The sequence below is a fragment of the Catenulispora subtropica genome (assembly GCF_039531675.1).
Lineage (GTDB): Bacteria > Actinomycetota > Actinomycetes > Streptomycetales > Catenulisporaceae > Catenulispora > Catenulispora subtropica.
This window is the reverse complement of sequence record NZ_BAAAQM010000019.1, coordinates 1-24971: the sequence shown is the minus strand read 5'-3', so window position 1 is coordinate 24971 and position 24971 is coordinate 1. Positions and strand designations below refer to the sequence as shown.

Sequence of the window (24971 nt, the reverse complement as noted above, 5' to 3'; positions counted from 1 at the left end):
CGCGCGCCCGCCTGCCATCGCGGAGAAGGTTGGTCGCGGATCCATCGAAGGATGGATGCCGCGGCGGCCGGGACCGGTCGTGACGGACCGTAAACTGTCGGCATATGAGCAGTTCAGAAGGCATACCCGGGACCGGACACCGCACGCGCGTGCCGACGGTGCGGGTGATGCTGCTCGGACTGCACGCGCTGTTCTACGGCTTGCTGCTGGTCGGGCTGATCGGCAGCGGGCAACCGGCGGCCTGGGTGCTCGGCGCCGTGCTGGGCGCGGTCTACGCGCTCGGGGTCCGCCGCCCGGCGGACCAGCCGCAGGCGCGGGCCCGGGCACGCGCCCTGTGGTGGCTGGCGGCGGTGGCCGCGCTGTGGGTGGCGCTGGTCGTGGTCGCGCCGACGGCCGCCTACGTGGCGTTCCCGCTGTATTTCATGGTCCTGCACCTGCTGCCGCGGGCCTGGTCGCTGGCGGCGGTGGCGGCGATCACCGCGATCGTGGTGGCGACGCAGGCCACGACCAGCGGCGGGCTGACCGCCGCGAAGGTGATCGGGCCGTGCGCCGGGGCGGCGGTCGCGGTGCTGACGGCCTACGGGTACGTCGGCATGTACCGCGAGGGCCGCCGCCGCCAGCAGCTCATCGACGACCTGGTCCGCGCCCAGGCCGAACTCGCCGCCTCCCAGCGCGAGGCCGGACGGCTGGCCGAGCGCCAGCGGCTGGCCCGCGAGATCCACGACACGCTGGCGCAGGGCCTGTCGAGCATCGTGCTGCTGGCGCGCGGCGCCGAGAGCGGGCTGCCGGAGGACGCGGCGGCGCGGGTCCGCGAGATCCGCGACACGGCGAGCGCCAACCTGGCCGAGGCCCGCCGGTTCGTGGCCGCCCTGACCCCGCCGGCGCTGGAGGACGCGACGCTCGGCGAGGCGCTGCGCCGGGTCGCGGCCGGCTACCCGCGTGCGGTGTTCCGGATGGACGGCGACCCCTACCCGCTGCCGATGGAGGCCGAGGTGGCGCTGCTGCGCACGACGCAGGAGGCGCTGGCGAACGTCGAGCGGCACGCGCGCGCCGACCACGCCGCGGTGACGCTCGGGTACCACGACGACGAGGTCACGCTCGACGTGTTCGACGACGGCGTCGGCTTCGACGGCGACCCCGGCGGGCGCCCGCGCTTCGGCTTGCACGGCATGCGGGAGCGCATCGGCGAGCTCGGGGGGACGTTGACCATCGAGTCGGCGCGCGGGGAGGGGACCGCGGTGGCGGTGGCACTGCCGACGCGGCGGGCTGCGGGCCGGGCCCACGACGCGGCGCCGGTCAGCGAGCCGGCTCCGGCTGCCGGCCAGGGCACGGACACCGGCGCGGCGGCGGTCACCGGGCCGGTTCCGGCTGCCGGCCAAGGCACGGACACCGGCGCGGCGCCGGTCACCGGGCCGGTTCCGGCTGCCGGCCAGGGCGCTGTCATCGGCGCGGCCACGGGCGCACAGAGCTCGGCCGCCGACGGCCGACTGCGCGAGGCGGCCCCGTGATCCGCGTCCTGCTCGTCGACGACCACCCCGTCGTCCGCCGCGGCCTGCGGGCCGTGCTCGCCGACCTGCCGGAGATCGAGCTGGTCGGTGAGGCCGCGGACGGCGCCGAGGCGCTCGAAGTGCTCGACCGCGAGCGCCCGGACATCGTCCTCATGGACCTGCAGATGGGCTCCGGCATGCACGGTGTGGAGGCCACCCGCCGCATCGCCGCCCGCCCGGATCCGCCGGCCGTCCTGATCCTCACCACCTACAGCACCGACGCCGACATCCTCGCCGCGGTGGAGGCCGGGGCCGCCGGGTACCTGCTCAAGGACGCGCCGCCGGAGGACCTGGCCGCCGCCGTGCGGGCCGCGGCGCGCGGCGAGACGGTCCTCGCTCCGCCGGTCGCGGCCCGGCTGCTGGGCCGCGTGCGGGCCGACCGCCCGGCGCTGTCGCAGCGCGAGGTGGAGATCCTGGAGCTGGTGGCCGAGGGCCTGGCCAACCGGCAGATCTCGCGGCGGCTGTTCATCAGCGAGGCGACCGTGAAGACGCACCTGGTGCACGTCTTCGGCAAGCTCGGGGTGGACAGCCGGACGGCGGCCGTGGCGGCGGCGGTGCAAGCGGGGCTCATCCGGCTGTAAGCACCGCTCGGCGGGTCGTAGGGTGACAGCATGGAATTCCGTCATCTCGGCCGCTCCGGCCTGGTCATCAGCGAGATCGCCTACGGCAACTGGATCACCCACGGGTCTCAGGTGGAGGAGGACGCCGCGCTGGCGTGCGTGCGCGCCGCGCTGGACGCCGGGATCACCACGTTCGACACCGCCGACGTGTACGCCGGGACCCGGGCCGAGGCCGTGATGGGCCGGGCGCTGGCCGGGGAGCGGCGCGAGGGCCTGGAGATCTTCACCAAGGTGTTCTGGCCGACCGGTCCCGGCCGCAACGACCGCGGCCTGTCGCGCAAGCACATCATGGAGTCGATCAACGGTTCGCTGAAGCGGCTGCAGACCGACTACGTGGACCTCTACCAGGCGCACCGCTACGACTACGCGACGCCGCTGGAGGAGACGATGACGGCGTTCGCCGACGTCGTGCGCTCGGGCAAGGCGCTCTACATCGGCGTGTCGGAGTGGAAGGCCTCGGAGATCCGGGCCGCCAAGGCGCTGGCCGACGAGCTGCGGATCCCGCTGGTCTCGAGCCAGCCGCAGTACTCGATGCTGTGGCGGGTGATCGAGGCCGAGGTGATCCCCACCTCCGAGGAGCTGGGCCTGGGTCAGATCGTCTGGTCCCCGATCGCGCAGGGCATCCTGACCGGCAAGTACCTGCCCGGCGCCCCGCTGCCGGCCGGCTCCCGCGCCACCGACGAGAACTCGGGCGCCAACTTCATCCGCGACTACGTCGGCGACCGGGACCTGCTGGAGGCGGTGCAGCGGCTGAAGCCGGTGGCGGAGTCGGTGGACCTGTCGATGGCGCAGCTGGCCGTGGCGTGGGTGCTGCAGAACCCGAACGTGTCCGCGGCGATCATCGGCGCCTCGCGGCCGGAGCAGGTCGCCGAGAACGTCAAGGCGGCGGGCGTGAAGCTTCCGGCGGACGTGCTCAAGCAGATCGACGAGATCCTCGCGGCGCACATCGAGCGCGACCCGGCGCGGACGGTGTCGCCGGCGAACCGGCCGTAGCACCGCGCGGAGCGGACGCTCCCGCGCGCCGGGCGGATCCGCGCCCGGCGCGCGGCGTTCGCGGAACGTTGATCCCGACGGCCCTGTCAGAAGCCTGACAACGCGGCTATGCTCCGGCGTGACCACCGTCTCGATCACGCCAGGAGTTCTCTCATGAGGAGGAAGTCCCTCGTCGCGCGGTGCGGCGTGCTCGCCGCAGGGCTGCTCGCCGCCGTCGCCGCGATGCCGGACGGCGCCCAAGCCAGGGCGGCGGCGGCCACCGCCGCCCCCGTCCTGACCGACACGCAGATCGCGGCCCTGTCCCCGGAGGCGCAGGCCCTGCGGCTGGCGCCGTTGCGCGCGGTGGCCGAAGCGGTCGGCGCCGCGGGCCGGAGCACCGTCGCGGACGTCTACGGCAACCTGGTGATCGACGCGAACCACGACCTGGTGACCGTGTATCTCACCGATCCGGCCCAGGCGAAGCGGGTCCTGGCGGCGGCGCGGGCGGTCGATCCGCGGATCGACGGCTCCCTGATCCGCTTCCGGCCGGCCGCCGCCACGCACGCCGCGCTCGACGAGGCCGCACAGCGCGTGGTGGCGTTGGCGGACGCCGGGAAGCTCCCGGTCCACGTGGACATGGTCGGGCCCGCGCCGGACGCCTCCGGGCTGGAGCTGGATGTGGACGACGAGGCTTCGGCCGCGAGGGCGTTCCAGACCGCTCCTCCGGCGACCGGCGCGCCGCTGGCCCGCACCCTCGGCGTCCCGCTGGTCTACCGTCCCGGCCATGCGCTTCAGGCGAAGTCCTGGTCCGACGTGAAGTGGCACGACAGCGCGCCGTTCATCGGCGGCGACGCCATCACGGGCAGCGGCTCCGGGCACGGCTGCACGGCCGGGCTCCCGGCGGTGCGCAAGTCGGACGGCCACCCGATCATGGTCACCGCCGCGCATTGCTTCGGCGTCGGAACCAAGGTCTACACGCGCGCCGGGACACCGGGCAGCTACTCCAACGGCCTCCTGGGCAACTACGTCGGGACGGTCACCGCCCGGGTGCAGCAGTGGGACGCGGAGACGATCGACGGCGCCGACAACAACGCCGACGAGTCCGACACATCCGGGTGGATGCCGCTGACCAGCGTCGCGTACTCGTACAACGGCGACTACGTGTGCCACGACGGGCAGCGCTCCTTCTTCATGGGGCACCCGACCCCGTGCAACATCAAGGTCACCAACCAGGACAAGTACTGCGGGCCGACCACCGGTTGCCCGGGGTTGTCCTACACCGCGCGCGGCGTGTGGGGTGACGCGGTGAACAACGGCTGGGGCGCGGCCGGCGGCGACAGCGGGGCGACGATGTTCGCGGTGGAGTCCGGCGGGGTGCGGCAGGCGCGGGGGCTGCTGTCCGACGGAACACCTGGTGACGGTACGCCCGGGGTGTTCTGGACCGAGGCCACGGACATCTTCGGCTACTTCGGCTTGACCTTGAATCCGCGGACCTGATCCCCTGGTCATAGGCCGACCCCGGCCCGCACGGATCCCGGCCCACGAACGGAGAAGCGCACGGTGCTGTCCTCGCTGCTGCCCGCCGAAGTCGCGGTCGCGGAAGCCTTCGACGACCCCGAGGACGCCGTGTTGTTCCCCGGGGAGGAGGCGGCGATCGCGCGGGCGGTGGCCAAGCGGCGCCGCGAGTACACCACGACGCGGCACTGCGCGCGGCTGGCGCTGGCCCGGCTCGGGGTGCCGCCGGCGGCGATCGGCAGCGGCGGCAACCGGGAGCCGCTGTGGCCGGAAGGGGTCGTGGGGAGCATGACGCACTGCGACGGGTACCGGGCCGCGGCGGTGGCGCGGTCCGGGGTCGTCCCGGGGGTCGGCGTCGACGCCGAGCCGCACGCGCCGCTGCCGGAAGGCGTGTTCGACACCATCGCGCGGCCGGACGAGGTGCCGATGCTGGCCCACCTGGCGGCGTCGCGGCCGGAGGTGTGGTGGGACCGGCTGGTGTTCAGCGCCAAGGAGTCCGTCTACAAGGCCTGGTTCCCGGTGGCGGAGCGGTGGCTGGGCTTCGGCGACGCGTCGCTGGACGTGGAGGCCGGGGTGGAGGTCGAGGGCGGCGCGCTGGCGGGCGGGTACACGGTGCGGATCCACCAGAGCGGGGCGCCGGTGACGCGGATGTCCGGGCGCTGGCGTGTGGAATCAGGGTTCGTGCTCACAGCGATCACGTTGTGAGGTTCCGCGGCGGTTTGCCCCGCCGCCGGGCCGGGCAGGCTCCAGCAGTGGCGCTCACCGTGGAGTTCGACGGCACAGACACCCCCACCGCAGCAATCGGCCACAGCGTCGAGGCGATCGCCGCCGGGACCCAGGTCCTGTCGCTGGCCACCGCCGACGCCGACGGCAATCCGCACGCCAACATGGCGTTCTTCGCCCTCGGGCGGGAGTTCGACCTCTTCTTCGTCAGCGAGCCGAGCACGCTGCACGGCCGCAACAGCGAGCTGCGCGCCGCGGCCTCCGCGGCGGTCTGGCTGCCACCGCCGGAGTTCGGGGAAGGGCTGCGCGGCATGCAGGTGACCGGCGAGTGCGGAGTCGCGCGCGGCGCGGACGCGGAGGCGGCGTTCGAGGCGTATCAGGGCAGGTTCCCCACCTTCGGGACCGATCCGGCGGTGCGGGCGGCGTTCCTGGACGGCAGCGCGGCCGCGAGCCTGTACCGGTTCCGCGTGGCGCACTTGAGATTGGTCGACGAACCGAACCTCGGCCGCCGCAACTATCTGGAGCTCAGCGTCCGGAGGTAGGGCGGTCGCGGGACCGAGGCCTGTGACGTGCTGCTTCCGCGTGGCGTTGTGGTTCCGGCCCGCAATCGGGTAAACAGGCGTGCGTGAGGAACGGGCTGGTCGAGGGCGTATCCCTGAGTGCGGTGCTGCGGGAGTCGGGGCCGATGGCACCTGAGGCGGCGGCCTCCGTGCTGGCCGGGATGCTGCTGACCCTGGCGGGCGTCCACGGTGACGTGCGCCCGGAGAACATCTTGGTGGACGCCACCGGCGGCCTGACCGTGACCGGGTTCGGCGCCCCCGACCCCGCGTTCACCCCGGACGAACCCACCTACCTGGCCCCCGAACGCATGACCGGCGGCCCGGCCTCCCCCGCCGCCGACGTCTTCGCCGCCACCGCCGTCTTCTTCGAATGCCTCACCGCCGAACCCCCCTTCCGCGCCGCCACCCCCGAAGACCTCCACGCCCTCCACGAGTACACCCAGGTCATCGCGGAGTTCGCCCCCGAGGAACTCCGTCCCCTGATCCAGAGCGGCCTGGCCGGCGAACCCGCCGACCGCCCGGACTCCCCGCACACCTTCCTGTCCGAGGTCGACGCCACCGCCACGGCCGCCTACGGCCCGGACTGGCAGGCACGCGGCCGGGTCTTCCTCGGCAGGTGGGCCACCGCCGCCGCGATGTCGGACGGGACGGAGCTCGCCGGCCCGGACGCGATGCCCGAGCCGCCGCCGGTCGGGGAGCCGATCGATGAGCGGCTGCTGGGGTTGGCGGAGGAGGGTTCGACGGCTGAGGACGAGCCGCGGTCGGAGGGAACGGAGGGAACGGAGGGAACGGAGGGAACTGAAGCGGTCGAGGCGGATGCGGACGCTGAGGTAGTCGCAGCCGAGGAAGGGCTCGAAGCCGACGTCGACGAGCCGCTTGCCGAGGAGGCGCTCGCGGACGCGACCGAGGCGGGCGCCGAGGCGAGCCTGGAAACCGAGACCGAGGCGGGCGCCGAGGCAGATCTGGAGACCGAGACCGAGACCGAGGCGGTCGCCGACGCTGCTGATGACCTGCTGAGCGCTTTCGATGAGCTCGCTCCGCACCTCGAACCCGACCCGATCGCCGAGGAACCGGTTCTCGAAGCCGACGAGCCCGAGGCCGAGACGGCCAGCGCGCTGGACGCCGAGCCCGACAGCGAGCCCGACAGCGAGCCCGACAGCGAGCCCGACAGCGAGTCGGGCGACGAGTCGGATGGCGAGTCGGTCATCGAAGACACCGGCGAGCCTTCCCCCGCCCCGACCACGGCCCCTGCCCCTGCCCCTGCCACCACCCTCCTGCTCGACTCCGTCTCCGAGCCGACCACCGAGCTCGCCACGGTCCGAGCCCCGCAGGAGCCGCGGGTGTCGCCGAGCGTGCAGGCGGACATCGACCATGACTGGGTCATTCCGGACAAGCCGAGTCCGCAGGTGCCGCGGTCCTTGTCGGCCTACGCCAACAGCCTGCCGAGTCTTCCGCGGCCCACGCCGGCGGCGGAACCGGAGGCGGCGGCCGAGCCGGTGGCGACGAGTGCGCCGGACGACTGGTTCCGGCCGGGCGTGGCCGAGCCGGTGGACCGGGGACCACGGCCCGCGCGGCAGACGGCTTTCCTCGATCCCGACAAGGAGATCACCGTCGTCGAGCCCGCCGGGTACGACGACGGGTTCGACAGCCCCGAGCCGGAAGAGCTCGCCGACCCGGGCGGCCCGCGGCGCAAGACGCTGGTCGGTGCCGTCACCGCCGCCGTGCTGCTGGTGGCCGGGGCGGCGGCGGTGGTGCTGGGCGGGTCGGGGAACTCCGGGCCGGCGCCGGCCGCGCAGTCGTCGAGCGGGGGTGCCGGGCCGGAGACGCCGTCGGCGACCGGGGCGCCGGGGACGCCGACCGGGACCGACGACTCCAGCACCGCGCAGACGTCCTCCGGCGGGGTGCCGACCTCGCGGCACTCGACCGCGCGCACCACCTCGAAGAGCAGACCGCCGAGCTCGAGCACCACGCCGACGACGCACGAGTCCGGTCAGGACACGTCGGCCTCGCACAGCGCCACGAGCTCCAGTACGGCGCCGACCGACACCACCACCAGCGGGGCGACGTCCTCGACGCCGAGCGGCACCGGGTCCACCGGGACCACCCACACCACGACGTCACCCGGCGGGTCCCACACCTCACCGACCGACAGCGCGACCCACTGACCCGGAGTACCCGCCGCCCACCGCCGACGGCTCCCCCACCAGCGCCCGCCACCGGAACCCCCAGGCCATCGGCGACGCCCGCACCCGCACGATCGGCCAGCACCCCAGGCCGACCAGGGCCGCCGAGAAGTGCCCGACGTCCGTGAACGTCTTCCCCAGCACCATCGCGGCCCCGTAGAACAGCAACACCGCCCCGCCGTACACCCACCTCATCCACCCTCGTGGCCACCAGTACGTCAGTGCCGCCACCACCCCCGCGAGCGCGTAGCTGACGCCGTAGTCCAGCGTGAACCGCTTCGACTCGGGGGCGAGGCCCTTCCGGATCGCCAGGGCCAGCACCCCCTCGCTCACGTACGTCGCCACGACGTGGCAGAGGACCGCCACACCCAGCCAGCGCACCGTTCCGAGCCAGCGCTCGGCCTGCGCGTGGAAGATCGTGTACAGCACGACGTAGGACAGCCAACTGCTCCCGTCGATCCACAGGGCCGACTGCACCAGCACCCGGAGCGGGTTCTGCGTCAGGTAGTGGATGTTCGTGCTGCGGCGCTCCAGGATCCAGTGCGCGGCGTGGGCGTCGACGTGGCGGAGGACCGCGGTGGTGATCAGCAGGATCAGCAGCCAGATAAAGGTGCCCGGCGCGCTGTGGACGTAGGTCCACACCCCTCGCGCGGCGCGCTTCACCATGGGTCCAGCGTCACCGGCTGGTCACAGACCTGCCAGCGCGGGTACCGCCGAACGGGGGAATCGTGGGAGGCTGCGTGGCCGTGGACATCTCCAGTCTCGACGACGTGTGGCACCGGGTGACCGGCACCCAGCCCGACCCGCCGCGGAACCTCGTGCTCGCGGTGGGCGCGGCCGCCCTGGTCACCGTGCTGTGGCGGCCGGTGTGGCGGATCGCCCGCAACACGGTCACCATCGCCCACGAGGGCGGGCACGCCGCCGTGGCCCTGCTCTGCGGTCGCCGGCTCTCCGGAGTGCGGCTGCACCACGACACCTCCGGCGTCACCGTCTCCTACGGCAAGCCGCGCGGCCCGGGCATGGTGCTGACCGTGCTGGCCGGTTACATCACGCCGAGCCTGGTGGGCCTGGGCGGGGCGTGGCTGCTGGCCGCCAAGCACATAACGCTGCTGCTGTGGGCCAGCGTCGTGCTCCTGGCGCTGCTGCTGGTGTCCATCCGCAACTTCTACGGCATGCTCACGGTGGTCCTCACCGGCGGCGCCGTGTTCGCCGCGTCCTGGACCGAGAACACCGACGTGCAGGCCGGCTTCGCCTATCTGATGGTGTGGTTCCTGCTGCTGGCCGGGGTGAAGCCGGTGGTGGAGCTCAGCCGGACGCGGGCCCGGACCGGCGCGCGCGACTCGGACGCCGACCAGCTGCACCGGTTGACCGGGTTCCCGGCCGGCGGCTGGCTCGTGCTGTTCGCCCTGGTGGCGCTGGGATGCGCGGTGGCCGGGGGCCGGTGGCTGCTGCACATGTAGGGCCCGAACGGGTGAGCCGCGCGTGATCGGCGCGACGCCGTCTCGTTAGAGGCGGCGTCAGCTGCGAGCGGGAGGAGCTCCGTGCCCTTCTTCAGGAGACGCAAGGAAGAAGAGGCCGGGGGCCGCGGCCACGAGCCCGCCCACACGAAGATCAGCGGCGCCTTCTCCGACTCCCTGGACTCCTTCGGCGAGAGCGTCGCCGCCGGATGGCAGGGCCTGAAGAGCGTCGGCGAGGCCCTCCGGGATTCCCGGCGCGTGGGGGTGCGCGCCGCCGACCAGCCCACCGCCGAGTGGCTGCGGCAGCTGGCCGCGCTGCTGAGCAAGGTCGGCGCCGAGATCCTGCGCTCCGGCGAGAGCACCGTCGACACCGAGAAGCAGGTCGCCGACATCGCGGCCCGGTACGGCGTGCACGGCCGCTGCTTCGCGCTGCCCAGTGGGATCTTCGTCCGGGTCGAGACCGCGGCCGGCGATCCCGGCAGCGAGATGGACTTCGCCCCGGTCGGCGACGCCGGGATGCAGCTGAGCCAGGTCGAGGCGCTGCAGAACCTGGTCGCGCGGATGCGCGGCGAGGCGGTGCCGTTCGACGAGGTCCGCGAGGCGCTGCGGCGGGAACAGAGCATGCCGCGCCGGTTCCAGCCGGCCGCGGTGATCGTCGGCTACGCCACCCTCACCTTGGCCCTCGGCATGCTGCAGCACCCGACGCTCCCCTCCGCCCTCGGCTACGTCGCGGCGGGCACCACGGTCGGCGTGCTCCAGTACCTGGTCCGGCGCCACCTGCCGCGGATGCTCACGCTGCTGCCGGTGGCGGCCGCGATCCTGGTCACCGCGATCGCGCTGCGCTTCTCCGGGCCGGTCCTGCACGAGGACCCCGGCTCCCTGTTCATCCCGCCGCTGATCGGCTTCCTGCCCGGCGCGGCCCTCACCCTCGGCGCGATCGAGCTGGCCACCGACTCGACGCTGTCCGGGCTGGCCCGGCTGGCCGGCGCCGCGAACGTGCTGCTGATGCTGGGCCTCGGCATCCTGGTCGCCACCGACACCGTGCACGCCCGCGCGGTCGGCAGGCCGGCGCCGGACACCCTCGGGGCGTGGGTCGGCTGGGCGGCGGTGGCCCTCCTCGCGGTCGGCTTCACCCTGAACAGCGACGCCCCGCGCCGTTCCCTCGCCTGGCTGACCGCCGCCCTGCTGCTCACCCGCCTGGTGCAGACGCTCGGCACCCTGGTCGGCGGCCAGGCGCTGGGCGCCTTCGTCGCCGGCATGGGCCTGCCGCTGACCGCGTCCTGGATCGGCAAGCGCGCCGACATCCCCGACCAGGTGGTCTTCCTGCCCGCCTTCTGGATGCTGGTCCCGGGCGCCCACGGGCTCTCCGGCGTGCAGCAGCTGCTGGTCGGCCACAGCCCCGCGGGCTGGCAGACGCTGTTCAACGTGCTGGTCACCGTCGCCGCCATCGCCCTCGGCGTGCTGGCCGGGGCGTCGCTGCGCCGGACGACCCGGCTGGAAGTGCTGCCGGTCGACCAGGAGGCGGGTGCGGGATGAGCGGGCGCGGGGCGCGCGGCCGCGGCGTCAGTCCTCTTCGACCCGGTCCTTGCGCTTCCGGAAGAACCCGCTGAACGCCGCGAACAGCGCCACCACGAGCCCGATCCCCAGCAGCCCCGGCTGCCAGCGCTTGGCGGCCGGACCGGTGCCGGAGGCCGCGTCCGGGCCGTCGGTGAGCTGCTGGCGCACCGTGGCGCAGGCCAGCGCCGGTCCGGCCGACGAGCCGCGGGCGCAGGCGGTGGACGTGAACTGGCGCACCGCGGCGGCGGCCGAGGCCGGAGCCGGGGCCAGCGCGGCCTTCGCGTCCCGGGCGCGCGGCACCAGGTGCTCGGACTCCTCGACCGTGCCGGCCATCACCTGGTCGGTGAACACCACCGTGTGCCCGGCCGGGACGTTCGCGGTCCAGCGCACGTCCGTGCCGTCCTGAGTGGCCGCCGGGGTGGAGTCGACGAGCTGGAAGCCGGCCGGGACCAGGTGGAACACCTCGAGGTGCGGATACGCCACCGCCGAGTCGTTCTCCACCCGCACCGTGTAGTCGATGACGTCCCCGGAATGGGCCGAACGGGTGTCGTCGCTGATCTGCACCCGCACCCCGGCACCGGCGCCGGAGCCGGCCTCGGAGGTGCCGGCCGGCGGAGCGCCGGCCCTCGCCGCGAGCGTGGAAAGGGTCCCGACCGTCACCGCCGCGGCGGCCAGCACACCCACGGTGGCCGCACTGCGCATCATCGTCCGCATGCCCCTGTTCATCGGCATCGGACCGCCCCGGGCTTTAACCCGTGCGGATCCCCGAGCGCCGCGGCAGGGCTCCGATCCGGACGCGTAGGGGCGTGCCCGATGTCCGATTTTCACCTACCGTGACAGTGTGCTGAGCCGCCTCCCCGCCGACATCTGGCACTTCGTCCGCGATGCGCCCGGCACCTATCTCTGGTTCCTCGCCCTTCTCGCCACCTCTCGCCGGCTGGCGCGGATGCCCGCCGACCGGTCCGCCAAGATCTTGGTGGCGAACTCCACCAACCTCGCCGGGCTGCGACGCGCGCCCCTCAAAGTGCTGCTGACGAGCGCGTTCTTCACCGCCGGCACGAGCTGGTCGTTCTATCTCGTCACCTACAGCCTGTTCCACGCTCCCACCGAGCATTGGCTCGGAACGTGGCGCTGGCTGGCGGTGGTGGCGATGGCGCACGTCGGCGCCACGCTGATCAGCCAGGGCTATGTCGCGCAGGGGATCCGAAGCGGGCGGCTGGCTGCCTCCGAGCGTGAAACACCCGATTACGGCGTCAGCTATGCGCAGGCCGGAGTGGCCGCAGTGCTGGCGTGGCACATTCCGTTGCCGTGGCGGATCCCGTATCTCGTGGTCCTGATCGGGTTCTACCTCTACGGCTTGGCCAAGAACCGGCGCGACTTCACCGCCCTGGGGCACGTCTGCGCGGTCGCGATCGGCTTGGCCTGCTTCTGGATCGCCCCCTAGCTCTGCTGCTCCCCGCTCTCATGCCGCATCGGCCGTACCCTGATCGCCACGAACCGGTTGGCCTCCCACTCCAACTGGGCCTTCTGCGCCGCATGCCACGTACACAGCCCGAGCAGGTTCCCGACGGAGTGATCATCCTTCTTCCCCGCGTGGACCACCATCGTGGCCTCCCGCGAACACCGCACCCTGAACTCGGCGCGCTCCCATTCACAGCGCCTGCCACAGCGCCGCATCACTCTGCGCACCAGCCGGTTCCAGTTTCGCGGTAGCTTCACCAGACCCTGCGATCCACTCACATAAGGGAGTTCCCCTGAATATCGCATCGGCGCGCGGAGCGCTCGACTTGATCACCTCAATGAGTGACGTGTCGGTCACACCTATTAGGCTCGCGATATGTTGATCGCCACCTCAGTGCTCCTACGACGCGCAGGTACCGGAGGACGTCCCGAAGTCCTCATGGGCGTGAAGAAGACCGGGTTGGGCGCGGGGCTGGTGAACTGCCCCGGCGGAAAGGTCGAGCCCGGGGAGACGCCGGCAGAAGCAGTCGCGCGGGAGCTCGAAGAAGAGACCAGTATGACGGTCGCGGTCGCGGACCTGACACCGGCCGCCGATGTGGTGTTCCGGTTCCCGGACGTCCCCGAGTGGGACGACCTGCGGCTGCACTTCTTCACGGCGACCACCTTCGCCGGTGAACCGCGGGAGACCGACGAGATCGCCGTCGACTGGATCCCGGAAGCGGGCATCCCCTATGACCTGATGTGGGACGACACCCGTCTTTGGCTGCCGGATGTGCTGGCCGGCGAATTCGTCGTCATGGACGTCGACTACGCCGGCCGCGACAAGGTCGCCGAGTACACGCGGGTCCCGCCGCGCGCCTCATGAGCTGAGTGTTTCGGGCGCTCAGTGCTCCACGGGGTGCAGCGACATCGGCCCGTAGACGACACCGCCGTCCTCCAGGAGCGTGACCTGGTCGACCCCGGCCTCCAGCAGGTCCTTCCAGTTCTCACCGATCCAGGTCTCGGCGTCGGCCTGGGTGCTGAACTCCTCCGGCTTGGCACCGGTATCCTTCTCGCCGCCAGCGGTGTCCTCGTAACGCCACACGAAAGTCACAGTGTTGACCCTTCCCATTTCCCAGACGTCGCAGCCCAGCGTAACGCGGACGTTGCTCCTCGGCGGCGCGCGTTCGGGGAAGTCCTCCGAGGGGGAGCGCAGGCTCACCCTCCTGGCTGACGACGCGCTCTACGTCGCCACCGGCGGTCGCCGCGACGGGGACGAGGACTGGGCCGACCGGGTGCGGCGGCACCGGGAACGACGGCCTTCGACCTGGGAGACGGTCGAGACCACGGACGTCGCGGCGGTGCTGCGCGCGGCCACCCGGCCCGTGCTCGTCGACTGCCTCACACTCTGGCTGACCGCGATGATGGACGACGTCGGAGCGTGGGACGACGCGCTGTGGCGGGAACGCGGCCGGAACGAGTTGGCCGCGCGCTTCGACGAACTCGAGGACGCCTGGCGGGGTGCTCGCGTGCCGGTGCTGGCGGTGAGCAACGAGGTGGGCCTCGGGATCGTGCCGGAGGCGGCCGGGGTGCGACGGTTCCGCGACGAGCAGGGCCGCCTCAATCAGCGCGTCGCGGCGGCCTCGGACACCGTCGTGCTGATGGTGGCCGGGATCGCGATGACGGTGCGCTGAACCCGCTCACGACCCCGGCCCCGGCCCCCGCCGCCGAAGGCCCTCACAGCCCTCTGATCTCACCTGCACTATGCTCGGCTCGCCTCATCCCAGGACCACGTGGGGGGACCTCGTGATCGACGCTGACGACCGCATCGGCCGACTGGTCGGCGACCGCTACCGCCTCGTGGAGCGCCTCGGAGCCGGCGGCTTCGGCCACGTCTGGCGGGCCCACGACGAGACGCTGCGGATCGACGTCGCCGTCAAGGAGGTGCGTCTCCCCCAGGTCCTGACCCGCCGCGAGCACGCCGAGCGCCTCGAGCGCGCGGAACGCGAAGCCCGCCACGCCGCACGGCTGCGCGGCCATCCGAACGTCGTGGCGGTCCACGACGTCGTCATCCAGGACGGCGTGCCGTGGACCGTCATGCAGCTGATTCCCGGCCGTTCCCTCGAAGCCCGCCTCGCCGAGCGCGGTCCGCTGACGCCGTCCGACGCGGCGCTGGTCGCGCGCGCCCTGCTGAAGGCGCTCCAGGCGGCCCACGCGGCGGGCATCGTGCACCGCGACGTGAAGCCGGGCAACGTGATGCTCACGCCGAAGCGCGAAGTGATCCTCACCGACTTCGGGCTCGCGGTGGCGCAGGCCGACACCTCGCTCACGGCGACCGGCAGCGTCATGGGCTCCATGGAGTACCTCGCCCCCGAACGGGCCGAGGGGCGCGACGGTCTCCCCGCCAGCGACCTGTTCTCCCTCGGCGCGACGCTTTATCAAGCGGTCGAGGGGATCTCGCCGTTCCGGCGCGAGACGGCGACCGCGACGTTGAAAGCGGTACTGCTGGACGAGCCGCCGCCGCCCCGTCACGCCGGGCCGTTGGCGCCACTGATCGCCGGTCTCCTCGTGAAGGATCCGGGGCGGCGGCTCGGGATCGACCAAGCCCTGGCCGTGCTCGACGCGCCGCCGGCCGCACCCGGGACGGCGTCCGGCTCGGGGCCCATCCCCAGCTCGGCCTCGACAGTCGCCGCCGCTCCCACCCAGCACGTCCCCTCCGTCCGATCCCGTCGAATGCCAGGCGACCCGTGGCGCAGAGCCATGCCCTGGATCCTGGCCGCGGCGGGCCTGATCGTGGCGGTCGTCGTAGCGGCGTGCACGCGCCAGACCGTCCACAGCTACCACAACCCTCTCAGGACCCTGAACAAACAGGCGCCGACCGTCCTGCCCGGCATGCTCATCGCCACGGTGGCTTCCTGGGCTCTCGCAGCCGGGACGGCGGCCCGGTTCCGCGCCGCCAGTTACACGTTCGGCGCGCTGGCCCTCCTCCTCAGCGTGGTCGGGGCCGCCGCGTACGACCGCAAAACCGCCAACTTCAACCAGGTGCTCGCTCGCGAGGCGCGCGGCCCCTGGACTGAAGCCCATGCAGCAGCGGTCGCCTGGCTCCTGCCGGTGTTCGCGATCATCTACCTGATCGTCTACTGGAACCTGGACTCCGCCGGACGCGGCCGGGGCATGGAGGTGGCTTCCCCACGTAGGGCGGCCCGCCGCTAGGCTGTTCGCACCATGGACGCGTCCGAGAACCCCTCCTCCGAGCCGGTCGAGCAGCCCGAAAGCGCTGAGCTCGAGACCGTGGCCGCCAAGACCGCCTCCTCCGCGGCGGCCGAAGCCGAAGCCGAGCTCGCCCCCCTCGACCTCGACAAGCTCGCGGACCGGGCCGACCGCCCCGACGAAGCGGCCCGCGAGCTCCTCCGCACCCGCCTCGCCGGCCTCGCGATCCCCGCGGCGGGCCTGGGCCGCCTCGAGGAGCTCGCCGTCTGGCTGGCCGGCGCCCGCGGCACCGCGGACCTCCGCCCGATCTCGCGGGCCCGCGTGGTCGTCTTCGCCGGCGACCACGGCGTGGCGTCCCTCGGCGTCTCCGCCACCGCCCCCGCGGACGCGACCGCCGTGACCCTCGCCCGCCTGCGGCAGATCGAGGACGGCGGCGGTGCGGTCGGCGTCCTGGCGGCGCTGTACGGCGCCACGGTCCGCGTCGTCGGCGTCTCCGTCGGGCAGCCCTCGGGCCGCATCGACCGCGAGGACGCGGCGTCCCGCGCCGAGATCGAGGAGGCGTTCCGGGCCGGTATGGCGATCGCCGACGCCGAGGCCGACTCCGGCGCGGACGTGCTGATCCCGGCGATGGTCGGGGTCGGCGGCAGCACCGTGGCCTCCGCCCTGTCCGGGGTGCTGACCGGCAAGGACGCCGCCGCCGTCACCGGCCGCGGCTCCGGGGTCGACGACGCCGCCTGGATGCGCAAGTGCGCCGCCGTCCGCGACGCCATGCGCCGCGGCCGCCCGGTCCTCGGCGACCAGCTGGAGCTGCTGGCCAAGATCGGCGGGCGCGACTACGCGGCCCTGACCGGCTTCCTGCTCCAGGCCGTTGTCCGCCGCGTCCCGGTGCTGCTGGACGGCGTCACCACCACCGCCGCCGCGATGCTGGTCCAGCGCATCGCCTACCGCTCCCCGCAGTGGCTGCTGGCCGGCGCGCTGTCCCCGGAGCCGGCGCACAAGTCGGCGCTCGACCGCCTGTCGCTGGACCCGCTGGTCGACGGTTACGCGGTCCGCCAGGCGGAAGGCGCGCTCGGGTTGCTGGCGCTGCCGGTGCTGAAAGCCGCCGCCGCACTCGCCGCCGAACTCCAGACCTTCGAAGAGGCGGGGATCCCGGAGCCGGTGCTCCGGTCGCGGGTGTGAGGCATCGCTCCGCGACCCCGGCCGGGCTCCGCCTGGCCTTCTCAACGCTGACGGCCCTCCCGGTCGGCCCGCCGAGCCGCGTGGACCGCACGGTCGCCGGCCGGGCGATGGCGTGCGCACCGGCGGTCGGCGCGGTGCTGGGGGCCCTCGCGGGCGCGGTCGCGGCGGCGCTGGGCTGGTGGACCGGCGGCCCGGCGGTCGCGGCGACCGGGGGCGTGGCGACAGTGGCGGCGGTGACGCGGGGTCTGCACCTCGACGGGCTCGCCGACACCGCCGACGGCCTCGGCTCCGGGAAGCCCGCCGCCGACGCTCTGCGCATCATGAAGGCGTCGGACATCGGCCCCTTCGGGGTCATCGCCCTTGTTCTGACACTGCTCGGCCAGGTGTCGCTGCTCGCGAACGCCTGGGGGCGCCACGGTGCCTGGTACGGCGTGTGCGCGTTGGCGGTCGCGTGCGTGAGCGGACGCCTGGCGGTGACGTGGGCGTGCCGTCCAGGCGTTCCGTCGGCGCGGCCCGAGGGTCTCGGTGCGTGGGTGGCCGGCAGCGTCTCGCGATCGGCAGTCGCCGCCGCGACCGCTGCGGGTCTGGCTGCGGCCGGCGTTGCAGGACTCTGCGTCACTGATGGGACACGTTGGCTGCTGTGGCCGGCCGCTCTTGCGGCCGGCGTCGCCGCCGCCATGGCCCTGCTGTGGCACACGAACCGCCGCTTCGGCGGCATCACCGGCGATGTGCTGGGCGCGCTCGCCGAGACCGGAGCCACTGCCGCGCTTCTGGTGCTGGCGCGGTGAGCGGGCGTCCGGCTCTCGGCTCACGTCGGCCAGGAGCGTTCTCCTTCAAAAGCTCCTAAGCCCCGCCGGCCACGATCCCCCACGTATGCGCCACGGTCTCCCCTGGCGCCAGCACAATCAGACCCTTGCCCTCCACGAAAGCGTTCGCGGGGCAGCTCATCGGCTCCACCGCCAGCGCGGCCCGGTGGTACGGCGGCTCCAGCGGATCGCCCGAGAACAGCTGAACCCACTCCAAGCCTTCGCCGAACCACAGCGTCGCGCCCTCCGCGCCGCGGCCCAGCGTCACCCGAGCACGGCCGTCGGCGTCGCGCCAGATCTCGGTGAACGCGATGTCGAGCGTCACCCCGCGCAGCGATCGCACGTCGCGGAAGTCGTAGGGGGTTCCGGCCACCGGTACGTCGCACAGCGGGAGCAGGCGCTCGTCCACCGTCACCCACTCGCCGGCCGGGACGCGGAGCAGGCCCTGCGGGCCGTCGAGGCCGCCGTCCACCTTCAGGTAGGCGTGTGAGCCGATGCCGTAGGGCGCGTTCGACTCCCCCGCGTTGCGGGCGGTGACGGTGATCGTCAGGCCGTCGTTCTCGTCGAGGTCGTACTGCGCCGTGAGGTCCAGCTGGAACGGGTAGCCCGGCTGGGGGTCGAGGCTCAGGGTCAGGCGCACCGAGGAGTCCGTGTGCGCGGCGACGGTCCAGGGCAGGCGGCGGGTGAGACCGTGGATGGCGTTGTCGCGCGCCGGCTCGGTGATCTCCAGCCGGCGCTCGACGCCTTCGAACGTGTACCTGCCGTCGCGGATGCGGTTCGGCCACGGGATCAGCAGCTGGCCGCTGGCGCCGGGCGGGACCTCGTGCTCGGGGAACTCCATCACCAGCTCGCGGTCCTTCAGTCGCAGGGACCTGAGACCGGCGCCGACCTCGGTCACCACCGCCGCGTACCGTCCCGCCTGGATCGGGTACTGCCGTCCGGTCGGCCGCTCGCTGCCATCGATCATGCCGCCATGCTCCCATGGCGGCGGCGGAATCAGCTACGCGTGCGCACGTCCACGAACGGAGGCTTCACGACCGTGAAGGCCGCCGCCTTGCCGCGCACGTCCAGATACACCGTGTCGCCCTCGGTGTAGTCGCGGTCGAGCAGCGCCAGGCCGATGCCCTCGCGCAGCGACGGCGAGAAGGTGCCGGAGGTGACCTCGCCGATCTGCTTCCCGTCGGCGTCGTTCACCACCATGTGCGCGCGGGGGATGGCCCGGTCCACCGCCTTGATGCCGCGCAGCAGCCGCCGCGCCCCGGCCTCGCGCTCGGCCAGCAGCGCCTCGCGGCCCCAGAACGCGGGCTTCTTCCAGCCCACGGCCCAGCCGGCGCGGGCCATGTTCGGGGTGATGTCCAGCGACAGGTCCTGCCCGTGCAGCGGGTAGCCCATCTCGGTGCGCAGGGTGTCGCGCGCGCCGAGGCCGCAGGGCCGGATGGCGAACTCCTCGCCGGCGGCGAGCAGCGCGTCCCACAGCGCCTCGGTCTTGTCCCACCGCGGCACCAGCTCGTAGCCGTGCTCGCCGGTGTAGCCGGTGCGGCAGACGATGACCGGGGAGTCCTCGAACGTGGCCACGGCGAAGGACATGTAGTCGTGCTCGGTGGGGAGACCCAGCTTGGCGAGGACCTCGGCGGAGCGCGGGCCCTGGACGGCCAGGACGCCGAACTCGGCGTGCCGGTTCTCGACGGTCACGCCCTCGGGCGCCGCGGCCTGCAGCCGCCGCACGACCTCGGCGGTGTTGGCGGCGTTCGGGATCAGGAAGACGTCGTCCGGGCCGTTGAGGTAGGCGATGAGGTCGTCGACCACGCCGCCGGTGGCCTCGTCGCAGCACAGTGTGTACTGGGCCTGGCCGGGCTCGATCCGGGTGAGGTCGTTGGCCAGCACCGAGTTGACGAAGGCCGCCGCCCCGGGACCGGTGACCGAGGCCTTGCCCAGGTGGCTGACGTCGAAGACGCCGACCGACTCGCGGACCGCGGCGTGCTCCTTCAGCACGCCGCCGGTCTTGCTGTATTCGATCGGCATGTCCCAGCCGCCGAAGTCGGCCATCTTCGCGCCCAGCGCGACGTGGCGGGCGTGCAGGGGCGAGGTCAACAAGTCCGTGGTCACATGCCGAGACGATACCGGAGGTTCGGTGAACACCGTCGCGAGGTGGGGGGTCGTGCCTCGCCAAGAACACACCAAGAGTCGGTCAAGAACCGCTCCAGCGCGACGCCGGTCCGGCTCGGGCCGCCCGTCGCGGGCGGCGGCCGGTGGTCACGGGGCTGCCCGCGGGGAATACAGTCGCCTAAGGTAACGATGTTCGGGTAACGGCCGTCCGACTGCGCAAGGCGAGGGCGACCCCCTTTCCCTGCGCTCCCAAGCTGCTAGCGAGAACTGGATCAACGATGACCTCGATCTCCCTGACCGCCGCCGCGACCGGCAAGGCGGACGCCGTCGTAGTCGGCGTGTACGCGACCGAGACCGCGAAGGGGGTCAAGGGCGTCGCCCTGGCCCCCGGCGCCGAGGCCGTGGACGCCGCGTACGGCGGCTCCCTGCGTAAGGCGCTCGACCTGCTCGGCGCCGCCGGGTCGGAGGGCGAGCTGACCAAGCTGCCGGCGCAGGGCGACGTGAAGGCGTCGCTGATCATCGCGGTCGGTCTCGGCAAGGCCCCCGGCAAGGACGGCGGCGTGGACCTGGACGCGCTGCGCAAGTCCGCCGCCGTCGCCGCCCGCTCGCTGTCCGGCAAGGCCAAGGCCGTGTTCGCGCTGCCGGCCGCCGACGCCGAGCAGGCCGGCGCGGTCGCCGAGGGCGTGCTCCTGGGCGCGTACGCGTACCAGGGCCTCAAGGCGCCGAAGAAGGACGCCAAGGGTGCGCTGGCCGAGGCCGTGCTGGCCGCCGGGCCGGCCGCCAAGCAGGCCGCCGTGAAGAAGGCCGTGGAGCGGGCCGGCTCCGTGGCCGGCGCCGTGAACCTGGCGCGCGACCTGATCAACACCCCGCCGTCGCACCTGTACCCGAAGACCTTCGCCGACCGGGTGCAGACCGAGGTGAAGGACGCGGCGCTGCCCGCGCTCACCGTCGAGGTGCTGGACGAGAAGGCGCTGGCCAAGGGCGGATACGGCGGCATCATGGGCATCGGGCAGGGCTCGGCCAAGCCGCCGCGCCTGGTGCGCCTGGCCTACCGGCACCCGAAAGCGAAGCAGCACCTGGCGCTGGTCGGCAAGGGCATCACCTTCGACACCGGCGGCATCTCGCTGAAGCCGTCGAACGCGATGGACACCATGAAGTCGGACATGAGCGGCGCGGCCGCGGTGTTCGCCGCCACCCTGGCCGTGGCCCGGCAGGAGGTGCCGGTGAACGTCACCGCCTACATGTCGCTGGCCGAGAACATGCCCGGCGGCGGCGCGGTGAAGGTCTCCGACGTGGTGACCATTTACGGCGGCAAGACCGTCGAGATCATGAACACCGACGCCGAGGGCCGCGTGGTGATGGCCGACGCGCTGGCGCGGGCCAGCGAGGACGAGCCGGACGTGCTGCTGGACGTGGCGACCCTGACCGGCGCGCAGGTGCTGGCGCTGGACCGGCTGTCCGCGGTCATGGGCAACGACGACGCGCTGCGCACCCGGGTCGTCGAGACCGCGAAGGCGGCCGGCGAGGAGATGTGGCCGATGCCGCTGCCGGAGTACCTGCGCGAGACCATCGACACCCCGGCCGCCGACCTGTCGAACATGGGCTCGCGGATGGGCGGCATGCTGGTCGCCGGCCTGTTCCTGCGCGAGTTCGTCGGCGCCGGCATCCCGTGGGCGCACCTGGACATCGCGGGTGCGTCGTACAACGAGAAGGGCGCGTACGGCGACACGCCGAAGGGCGGCACCGGCGCCGCGGTGCGGACGCTGGTGAAGCTGGCCGAGGACATGGGCGCCGCGAAGTAGGCGCCCAGCGGCACTGATCCGAAGCGGTCATCTCCCTCGCGGGGAGGTGACCGCTTCGGCGTCGCCGGGTAGCGTTCCGGCATGACCGCCGACTCCGAGCCGTCCGACGAACGGCCGCACCCGGTACACGACCCGCACGAGGGGCTGGGCGCGCGCCTGAACTGGCTGCGCGCGGGCGTGCTGGGCGCGAACGACGGGATCGTGTCGACCGCCGGCCTGGTGGTCGGCGTGGCCGGGGCCACCGACACCAAGTCGACGCTGCTCGCCTCGGGCATCGCCGGGCTGCTGGCCGGATCGCTGTCGATGGCGTCCGGCGAGTACGTGTCGGTGTCCACGCAGCGCGACACCGAGCAGGCGGCGCTGGCGCTGGAGCGCAGGGAACTGGCCGAGTCCCCGGACGCGGAGTTCGAGGAGCTGGTCGGCCTCTACAAGGGCCGCGGGATGTCGGAAGAGACCGCCCGGCAGGTCGCCGAGGAGATGACGGCCCACGACGCCCTGGCGGCCCACGCGCGCACCGAACTGGGCATCAACCCGAACGAGCTCACGAACCCGTGGAGCGCGGCGATCGCCAGCTTCATCGCGTTCAGCGTCGGCGCGCTGCTGCCGCTGCTGGCGATCGTGCTGCCGCCGCAGGGCTGGCGGGTGCCGGTGACGGTCGTCAGCGTGCTGATCGCCCTGGTGGTGACCGGGTATGTGAGCGCACGCCTGGGCCGGGCGGCACCGGGGCGGGCGATCCTGCGGAACGTCGTCGGCGGGGCGCTGGCGATGGGGATCACGTATGTGGTGGGGACCTTCATCGGCGCCGTGGACTGAGTCGTTACACGAGGGCTCAGGAGGCGGATGTCACCGCCGCCACCCCGCCGCCCCCCTCAGACCCCGTCCAACCGCCGCTTGTCCTCCTCGACCCGCTTGCGCGTCCACTCGCGCATCCGCGTCGGGTAGCCGACCACTCCCGCGTCGTAAGCAGGCACCCCGAGCGCGCGAGCCAGCGCGTGCGCCTGTTGAGGGCTTCGGACGCGACGCCGAGTCCACTCTCCGGACGCGGCCACGAAGACCACTGTGGTGTCGGTCACAGCGGTGCGGGGCTCTATAAAGGCCTCGACGCCAAGCCGCGTGCGCGCGAACTCGCTCAAGTGCGCCTCAGCCGCGGCGAGTTCCTCAGTGGATCTCCTGCTGGGCGTCGGAGACAGTCCCGGCGCCGGAACCGGTGTGGCGGACCGGCGGCGGCGGAACAAGGGCATATCGCCTCCTGGAAGATCGTTGCTCCCTCGTGCCAGGCCGGAGGGCTCGGCACGAACAGGGTCCGGCGCCGGACTAGACTGGCGTTCCGGTCGCGGATGCGCTACCCGCGACTACGCGCCTGTCCGTTCACTGACCCTTCTACAGCAGTGTGTCAGTGTGGGCAGGTCTGGACCGGGCTTTTGCGCCTCAATTGGATACAGCGCGACAGGCAGCGAGAAGAGGAACGCACGTGGCAGGCGACAACCAGTTCGACTTGGTCATCCTCGGCGGCGGCTCGGGCGGCTACGCCTGCGCCTTCCGGGCGGCGGACCTCGGCATGCGCGTGGCGCTGGTCGAGAAGGCCGAGGTGGGCGGGACCTGTCTGCACCGCGGCTGCATCCCCACCAAGGCCCTGCTGCACGCCGGCGAGGTCGCCGACAACACCCGCGAGGCCGCGCAGTTCGGCGTCGCGGCCACGTTCAACGGCATCGACATGGCCGCCGTCAACGCCTACAAGGACGGCGTCGTCGGCCAGCTCTACAAGGGCCTGCAGGGCATTGTGAAGGCCCGCAAGATCGAGTTCATCGCCGGCGAGGGCCGCCTGGTCTCCTCGAACACGGTCCAGGTGAACGGGGAGAACATCACCGGCGCCAACGTGGTCCTGGCGACCGGCTCGGTGCCCAAGTCGCTGCCCGGCCTGGAGATCGACGGCGACCGGATCATCTCCAGCGACCACGCGCTCAAGCTGGACTACGTCCCGGCCTCGGCGATCATCCTCGGCGGCGGCGTCATCGGCTGCGAGTTCGCCTCGGTCTGGAAGTCCTTCGGCACCGACGTCACCATCATCGAGGGCCTGCCGCACCTGGTGCCGGCCGAGGACGAGAACTCCTCCAAGCTGCTGGAGCGCGCCTTCCGCCGCCGCGGCATCAAGTACGAGCTCGGCAACTTCTTCTCCGGTGTGGAGTACACCGAGAACGGCGTGCGCGCGTCCATCGCCAACGGCAAGACCGTCGAGGCGGACCTGATGCTGGTCGCCGTCGGCCGCGGCCCGGTCTCGGCCGGCCTGGGCTACGAAGAGGCCGGCATCGCCATGGACCGCGGCTACGTCAAGGTCGACCAGTACTGCCGCACCTCGGTCCCCGGCGTCTACGCGGTCGGCGACCTGATCCCGACCCTGCAGCTGGCGCACGTCGGCTTCGCCGAGGGCATCCTGGTCGCCGAGCACATCGCCGGCCTGAACCCGGCGCCGATCGACTACGACGGCGTGCCGCGGGTGACCTACTCGCACCCCGAGGTCGCCTCGATGGGTCTGAGCGAGGCCCAGGCCAAGGCCAGGTACGGCGACGCCGGCGTGAAGACCTTCAACTACGACCTGGCCGGCAACGGCAAGAGCAAGATCCTGAAGACCTCGGGCCAGGTGAAGGTGGTCCAGCAGGTCGACGGCCCGGTGGTGGGCGTCCACATGGTCGGCGACCGGATGGGTGAACTCGTCGGCGAGGCGCAGCTGATCTTCAACTGGGAGGCGCTCCCGCAGGAGGTCGCCCAGCTCGTGCACGCGCACCCGTCGCAGACCGAGGCCCTGGGCGAGGCCATGATGGCCCTGGCCGGCAAGCCGCTCCACGTCCACGACTGATAAGCCCGCTGTATGGACACCGCAGGACACCGCCTGCGGAAACCCCTGAGAATTCTGCACGGAATGTTCTGCGAAGGAGATAGAGAGCGCTCATGTCGGTCTCAGTAGTTCTGCCCGCGATGGGTGAGTCGGTCACGGAGGCCACCATCACCCGCTGGCTGAAGAAGGAAGGCGACCGGGTCGAGGTCGACGAGCCGCTGCTCGAAGTCTCCACCGACAAGGTCGACACCGAGATCCCGTCGCCGGCGGCGGGCTTCCTGGTGTCGATCAAGGTCGGCGAGGACGAGACGGTGGAGGTCGGCGCGGAGCTGGCGGTCATCGGCGACACCGCGGACGCGGGCGCGGGCGCGCCGACGGCCCCGGCCGCCGCTCCGGCGCAGTCGGCGGCTCCGGCCCCGGCTCCGGCTCCGGCTCCGGCTCCGGCTCCGGCTCCCGCCCCG

At 72.8% G+C, this 24971-nt stretch carries 27 protein-coding genes; 19 read left to right on the top strand and 8 right to left on the bottom strand.

The annotated features are described in order from the left end of the window. Positions 1–104 precede the first annotated feature (104 nt). The 7 genes from ABD466_RS17945 to ABD466_RS17915 all read left to right on the top strand — a co-directional run bounded on the left by ABD466_RS17945 (position 105) and on the right by ABD466_RS17915 (position 8102). A complete protein-coding gene (locus ABD466_RS17945; RefSeq protein WP_344658223.1) occupies positions 105–1508 on the top strand; it encodes a sensor histidine kinase in 1404 nt (467 codons plus the stop codon). Further along, a complete protein-coding gene (locus tag ABD466_RS17940; protein ID WP_344658222.1) occupies positions 1505–2128 on the top strand; it encodes a response regulator in 624 nt (207 codons plus the stop codon). The genes ABD466_RS17945 and ABD466_RS17940 overlap by 4 nt, the downstream gene beginning before the upstream one ends. A gap of 30 nt (positions 2129–2158) precedes the next feature. Next, a complete protein-coding gene (locus ABD466_RS17935) occupies positions 2159–3160 on the top strand; it encodes an aldo/keto reductase family protein (RefSeq protein WP_344658221.1) in 1002 nt (333 codons plus the stop codon). Positions 3161–3313: 153 nt separating this feature from the next. Continuing rightward, positions 3314–4636: a chymotrypsin family serine protease gene (locus ABD466_RS17930; RefSeq protein WP_344658220.1), complete on the top strand. Its 1323-nt coding sequence runs from the start codon at positions 3314–3316 to the stop codon at positions 4634–4636. A 63-nt stretch (positions 4637–4699) separates the two neighbouring features. Continuing rightward, positions 4700–5359, top strand: coding sequence for a 4'-phosphopantetheinyl transferase family protein (locus ABD466_RS17925; protein ID WP_344658219.1), 660 nt, complete (start codon positions 4700–4702; stop codon positions 5357–5359). Between the two features lie 47 nt (positions 5360–5406). Beyond that, entirely contained in the window at positions 5407–5919 is a 513-nt protein-coding gene (locus ABD466_RS17920; RefSeq protein ID WP_344658218.1) for a pyridoxamine 5'-phosphate oxidase family protein, read from the top strand. A gap of 83 nt (positions 5920–6002) precedes the next feature. Next, positions 6003–8102, top strand: a complete 2100-nt coding sequence (locus ABD466_RS17915) for a serine/threonine-protein kinase (protein WP_344658217.1) — start codon at positions 6003–6005, stop codon at positions 8100–8102. Here ABD466_RS17915 and ABD466_RS17910 read toward each other — a convergent pair. Beyond that, the gene (locus ABD466_RS17910) at positions 8076–8786 is read right to left on the bottom strand and encodes a rhomboid-like protein (RefSeq protein ID WP_344658216.1); all 711 of its coding nucleotides are present in this window, start codon (positions 8784–8786) and stop codon (positions 8076–8078) included. The two genes, ABD466_RS17915 and ABD466_RS17910, sit on opposite strands and share 27 nt — an antisense overlap. 80 nt (positions 8787–8866) lie before the next feature. Here ABD466_RS17910 and ABD466_RS17905 point away from each other — a divergent pair, with 80 nt between their 5' ends. Continuing rightward, positions 8867–9580, top strand: a complete 714-nt coding sequence (locus tag ABD466_RS17905; protein ID WP_344658215.1) for a M50 family metallopeptidase — start codon at positions 8867–8869, stop codon at positions 9578–9580. 81 nt (positions 9581–9661) lie between these two features. Further along, on the top strand, positions 9662–11113 hold the full coding sequence (locus tag ABD466_RS17900; RefSeq protein WP_344658214.1) for a threonine/serine exporter family protein: 1452 nt from the start codon (positions 9662–9664) through the stop codon (positions 11111–11113). 27 nt (positions 11114–11140) lie between these two features. Here ABD466_RS17900 and ABD466_RS17895 read toward each other — a convergent pair whose 3' ends face one another. Continuing rightward, entirely contained in the window at positions 11141–11866 is a 726-nt protein-coding gene (locus tag ABD466_RS17895) for a hypothetical protein (RefSeq protein ID WP_344658213.1), read from the bottom strand. A gap of 109 nt (positions 11867–11975) precedes the next feature. Between ABD466_RS17895 and ABD466_RS17890 the strand changes: the two genes are divergently transcribed. Continuing rightward, positions 11976–12578 (top strand): rhomboid-like protein, encoded by a 603-nt coding sequence (locus ABD466_RS17890; RefSeq protein ID WP_344658212.1) that lies wholly within the window; start codon positions 11976–11978, stop codon positions 12576–12578. On the opposite strand, the gene ABD466_RS17885 is transcribed toward ABD466_RS17890, so the two are convergent. Together ABD466_RS17885 and ABD466_RS17880 are read right to left on the bottom strand one after the other, a co-directional pair. Then, positions 12575–12739 (bottom strand): hypothetical protein, encoded by a 165-nt coding sequence (locus tag ABD466_RS17885; RefSeq protein WP_344658211.1) that lies wholly within the window; start codon positions 12737–12739, stop codon positions 12575–12577. The two genes, ABD466_RS17890 and ABD466_RS17885, sit on opposite strands and share 4 nt — an antisense overlap. Before the next feature lie 46 nt (positions 12740–12785). After that, a complete protein-coding gene (locus ABD466_RS17880; RefSeq protein ID WP_344658210.1) occupies positions 12786–12953 on the bottom strand; it encodes a hypothetical protein in 168 nt (55 codons plus the stop codon). 18 nt (positions 12954–12971) lie between these two features. Between ABD466_RS17880 and ABD466_RS17875 the strand changes: the two genes are divergently transcribed. Next, positions 12972–13460, top strand: coding sequence for an 8-oxo-dGTP diphosphatase (locus tag ABD466_RS17875; RefSeq protein ID WP_344658209.1), 489 nt, complete (start codon positions 12972–12974; stop codon positions 13458–13460). Positions 13461–13478: 18 nt separating this feature from the next. On the opposite strand, the gene ABD466_RS17870 is transcribed toward ABD466_RS17875, so the two are convergent. Continuing rightward, positions 13479–13688 carry a hypothetical protein gene (locus tag ABD466_RS17870; protein WP_344658208.1) on the bottom strand — a complete coding sequence of 70 codons (210 nt, stop codon included), beginning with the start codon at positions 13686–13688 and terminating at the stop codon, positions 13479–13481. A 4-nt stretch (positions 13689–13692) separates the two neighbouring features. Between ABD466_RS17870 and ABD466_RS17865 the strand changes: the two genes are divergently transcribed. The 4 genes from ABD466_RS17865 to ABD466_RS17850 all read left to right on the top strand — a co-directional run bounded on the left by ABD466_RS17865 (position 13693) and on the right by ABD466_RS17850 (position 17751). Then, the gene (locus tag ABD466_RS17865; RefSeq protein WP_344658207.1) at positions 13693–14268 is read left to right on the top strand and encodes a bifunctional adenosylcobinamide kinase/adenosylcobinamide-phosphate guanylyltransferase; all 576 of its coding nucleotides are present in this window, start codon (positions 13693–13695) and stop codon (positions 14266–14268) included. 112 nt (positions 14269–14380) lie between these two features. Then, positions 14381–15787, top strand: coding sequence for a serine/threonine-protein kinase (locus tag ABD466_RS17860; RefSeq protein WP_344658206.1), 1407 nt, complete (start codon positions 14381–14383; stop codon positions 15785–15787). A 12-nt stretch (positions 15788–15799) separates the two neighbouring features. Further along, complete coding sequence (locus ABD466_RS17855; protein ID WP_344658205.1) at positions 15800–16963, top strand: nicotinate-nucleotide--dimethylbenzimidazole phosphoribosyltransferase; 1164 nt, start codon at positions 15800–15802, stop codon at positions 16961–16963. Then, positions 16960–17751, top strand: coding sequence for an adenosylcobinamide-GDP ribazoletransferase (locus tag ABD466_RS17850; protein WP_344658204.1), 792 nt, complete (start codon positions 16960–16962; stop codon positions 17749–17751). Before ABD466_RS17855 ends, ABD466_RS17850 begins: the two co-directional genes overlap by 4 nt. Before the next feature lie 55 nt (positions 17752–17806). On the opposite strand, the gene ABD466_RS17845 is transcribed toward ABD466_RS17850, so the two are convergent. After that, positions 17807–18736, bottom strand: a complete 930-nt coding sequence (locus tag ABD466_RS17845; protein ID WP_344658203.1) for an aldose 1-epimerase family protein — start codon at positions 18734–18736, stop codon at positions 17807–17809. Between the two features lie 29 nt (positions 18737–18765). After that, a complete protein-coding gene (gene gcvT / locus ABD466_RS17840; RefSeq protein ID WP_344658202.1) occupies positions 18766–19875 on the bottom strand; it encodes a glycine cleavage system aminomethyltransferase GcvT in 1110 nt (369 codons plus the stop codon). A gap of 278 nt (positions 19876–20153) precedes the next feature. Here gcvT and ABD466_RS17835 point away from each other — a divergent pair, with 278 nt between their 5' ends. Beyond that, complete coding sequence (locus ABD466_RS17835; protein ID WP_344658201.1) at positions 20154–21677, top strand: leucyl aminopeptidase; 1524 nt, start codon at positions 20154–20156, stop codon at positions 21675–21677. A gap of 81 nt (positions 21678–21758) precedes the next feature. Then, positions 21759–22490 (top strand): VIT1/CCC1 transporter family protein, encoded by a 732-nt coding sequence (locus tag ABD466_RS17830; RefSeq protein ID WP_344658200.1) that lies wholly within the window; start codon positions 21759–21761, stop codon positions 22488–22490. 56 nt (positions 22491–22546) lie between these two features. On the opposite strand, the gene ABD466_RS17825 is transcribed toward ABD466_RS17830, so the two are convergent. Next, on the bottom strand, positions 22547–22750 hold the full coding sequence (locus ABD466_RS17825) for a hypothetical protein (RefSeq protein WP_344658199.1): 204 nt from the start codon (positions 22748–22750) through the stop codon (positions 22547–22549). Positions 22751–23148: 398 nt separating this feature from the next. Between ABD466_RS17825 and lpdA the strand changes: the two genes are divergently transcribed. Continuing rightward, positions 23149–24531, top strand: a complete 1383-nt coding sequence (gene lpdA / locus ABD466_RS17820; protein WP_344658198.1) for a dihydrolipoyl dehydrogenase — start codon at positions 23149–23151, stop codon at positions 24529–24531. A gap of 92 nt (positions 24532–24623) precedes the next feature. Then, positions 24624–24971 (top strand): biotin/lipoyl-containing protein (locus ABD466_RS17815; protein WP_344658197.1); only part of this gene is annotated, 348 nt, incomplete at its 3' end.

Bases quoted from the DNA above. Each gene is read 5' to 3' on its own strand.
- ABD466_RS17845 (WP_344658203.1), bottom strand. From the start codon at position 18,736: ATGATCGATGGCAGCGAGCGGCCGACCGGACGGCAGTACCCGATCCAG.
- ABD466_RS17935 (WP_344658221.1), top strand. From the start codon at position 2,159: ATGGAATTCCGTCATCTCGGCCGCTCCGGCCTGGTCATCAGCGAGATC.
- ABD466_RS17835 (WP_344658201.1), top strand. From the start codon at position 20,154: ATGACCTCGATCTCCCTGACCGCCGCCGCGACCGGCAAGGCGGACGCC.
- ABD466_RS17875 (WP_344658209.1), top strand. From the start codon at position 12,972: ATGTTGATCGCCACCTCAGTGCTCCTACGACGCGCAGGTACCGGAGGA.
- ABD466_RS17945 (WP_344658223.1), top strand. From the start codon at position 105: ATGAGCAGTTCAGAAGGCATACCCGGGACCGGACACCGCACGCGCGTG.
- ABD466_RS17895 (WP_344658213.1), bottom strand. From the start codon at position 11,866: ATGCCGATGAACAGGGGCATGCGGACGATGATGCGCAGTGCGGCCACC.
- ABD466_RS17830 (WP_344658200.1), top strand. From the start codon at position 21,759: ATGACCGCCGACTCCGAGCCGTCCGACGAACGGCCGCACCCGGTACAC.
- ABD466_RS17930 (WP_344658220.1), top strand. From the start codon at position 3,314: ATGAGGAGGAAGTCCCTCGTCGCGCGGTGCGGCGTGCTCGCCGCAGGG.
- ABD466_RS17855 (WP_344658205.1), top strand. From the start codon at position 15,800: ATGGACGCGTCCGAGAACCCCTCCTCCGAGCCGGTCGAGCAGCCCGAA.
- ABD466_RS17885 (WP_344658211.1), bottom strand. From the start codon at position 12,739: ATGGTGGTCCACGCGGGGAAGAAGGATGATCACTCCGTCGGGAACCTG.
- ABD466_RS17910 (WP_344658216.1), bottom strand. From the start codon at position 8,786: ATGGTGAAGCGCGCCGCGCGAGGGGTGTGGACCTACGTCCACAGCGCG.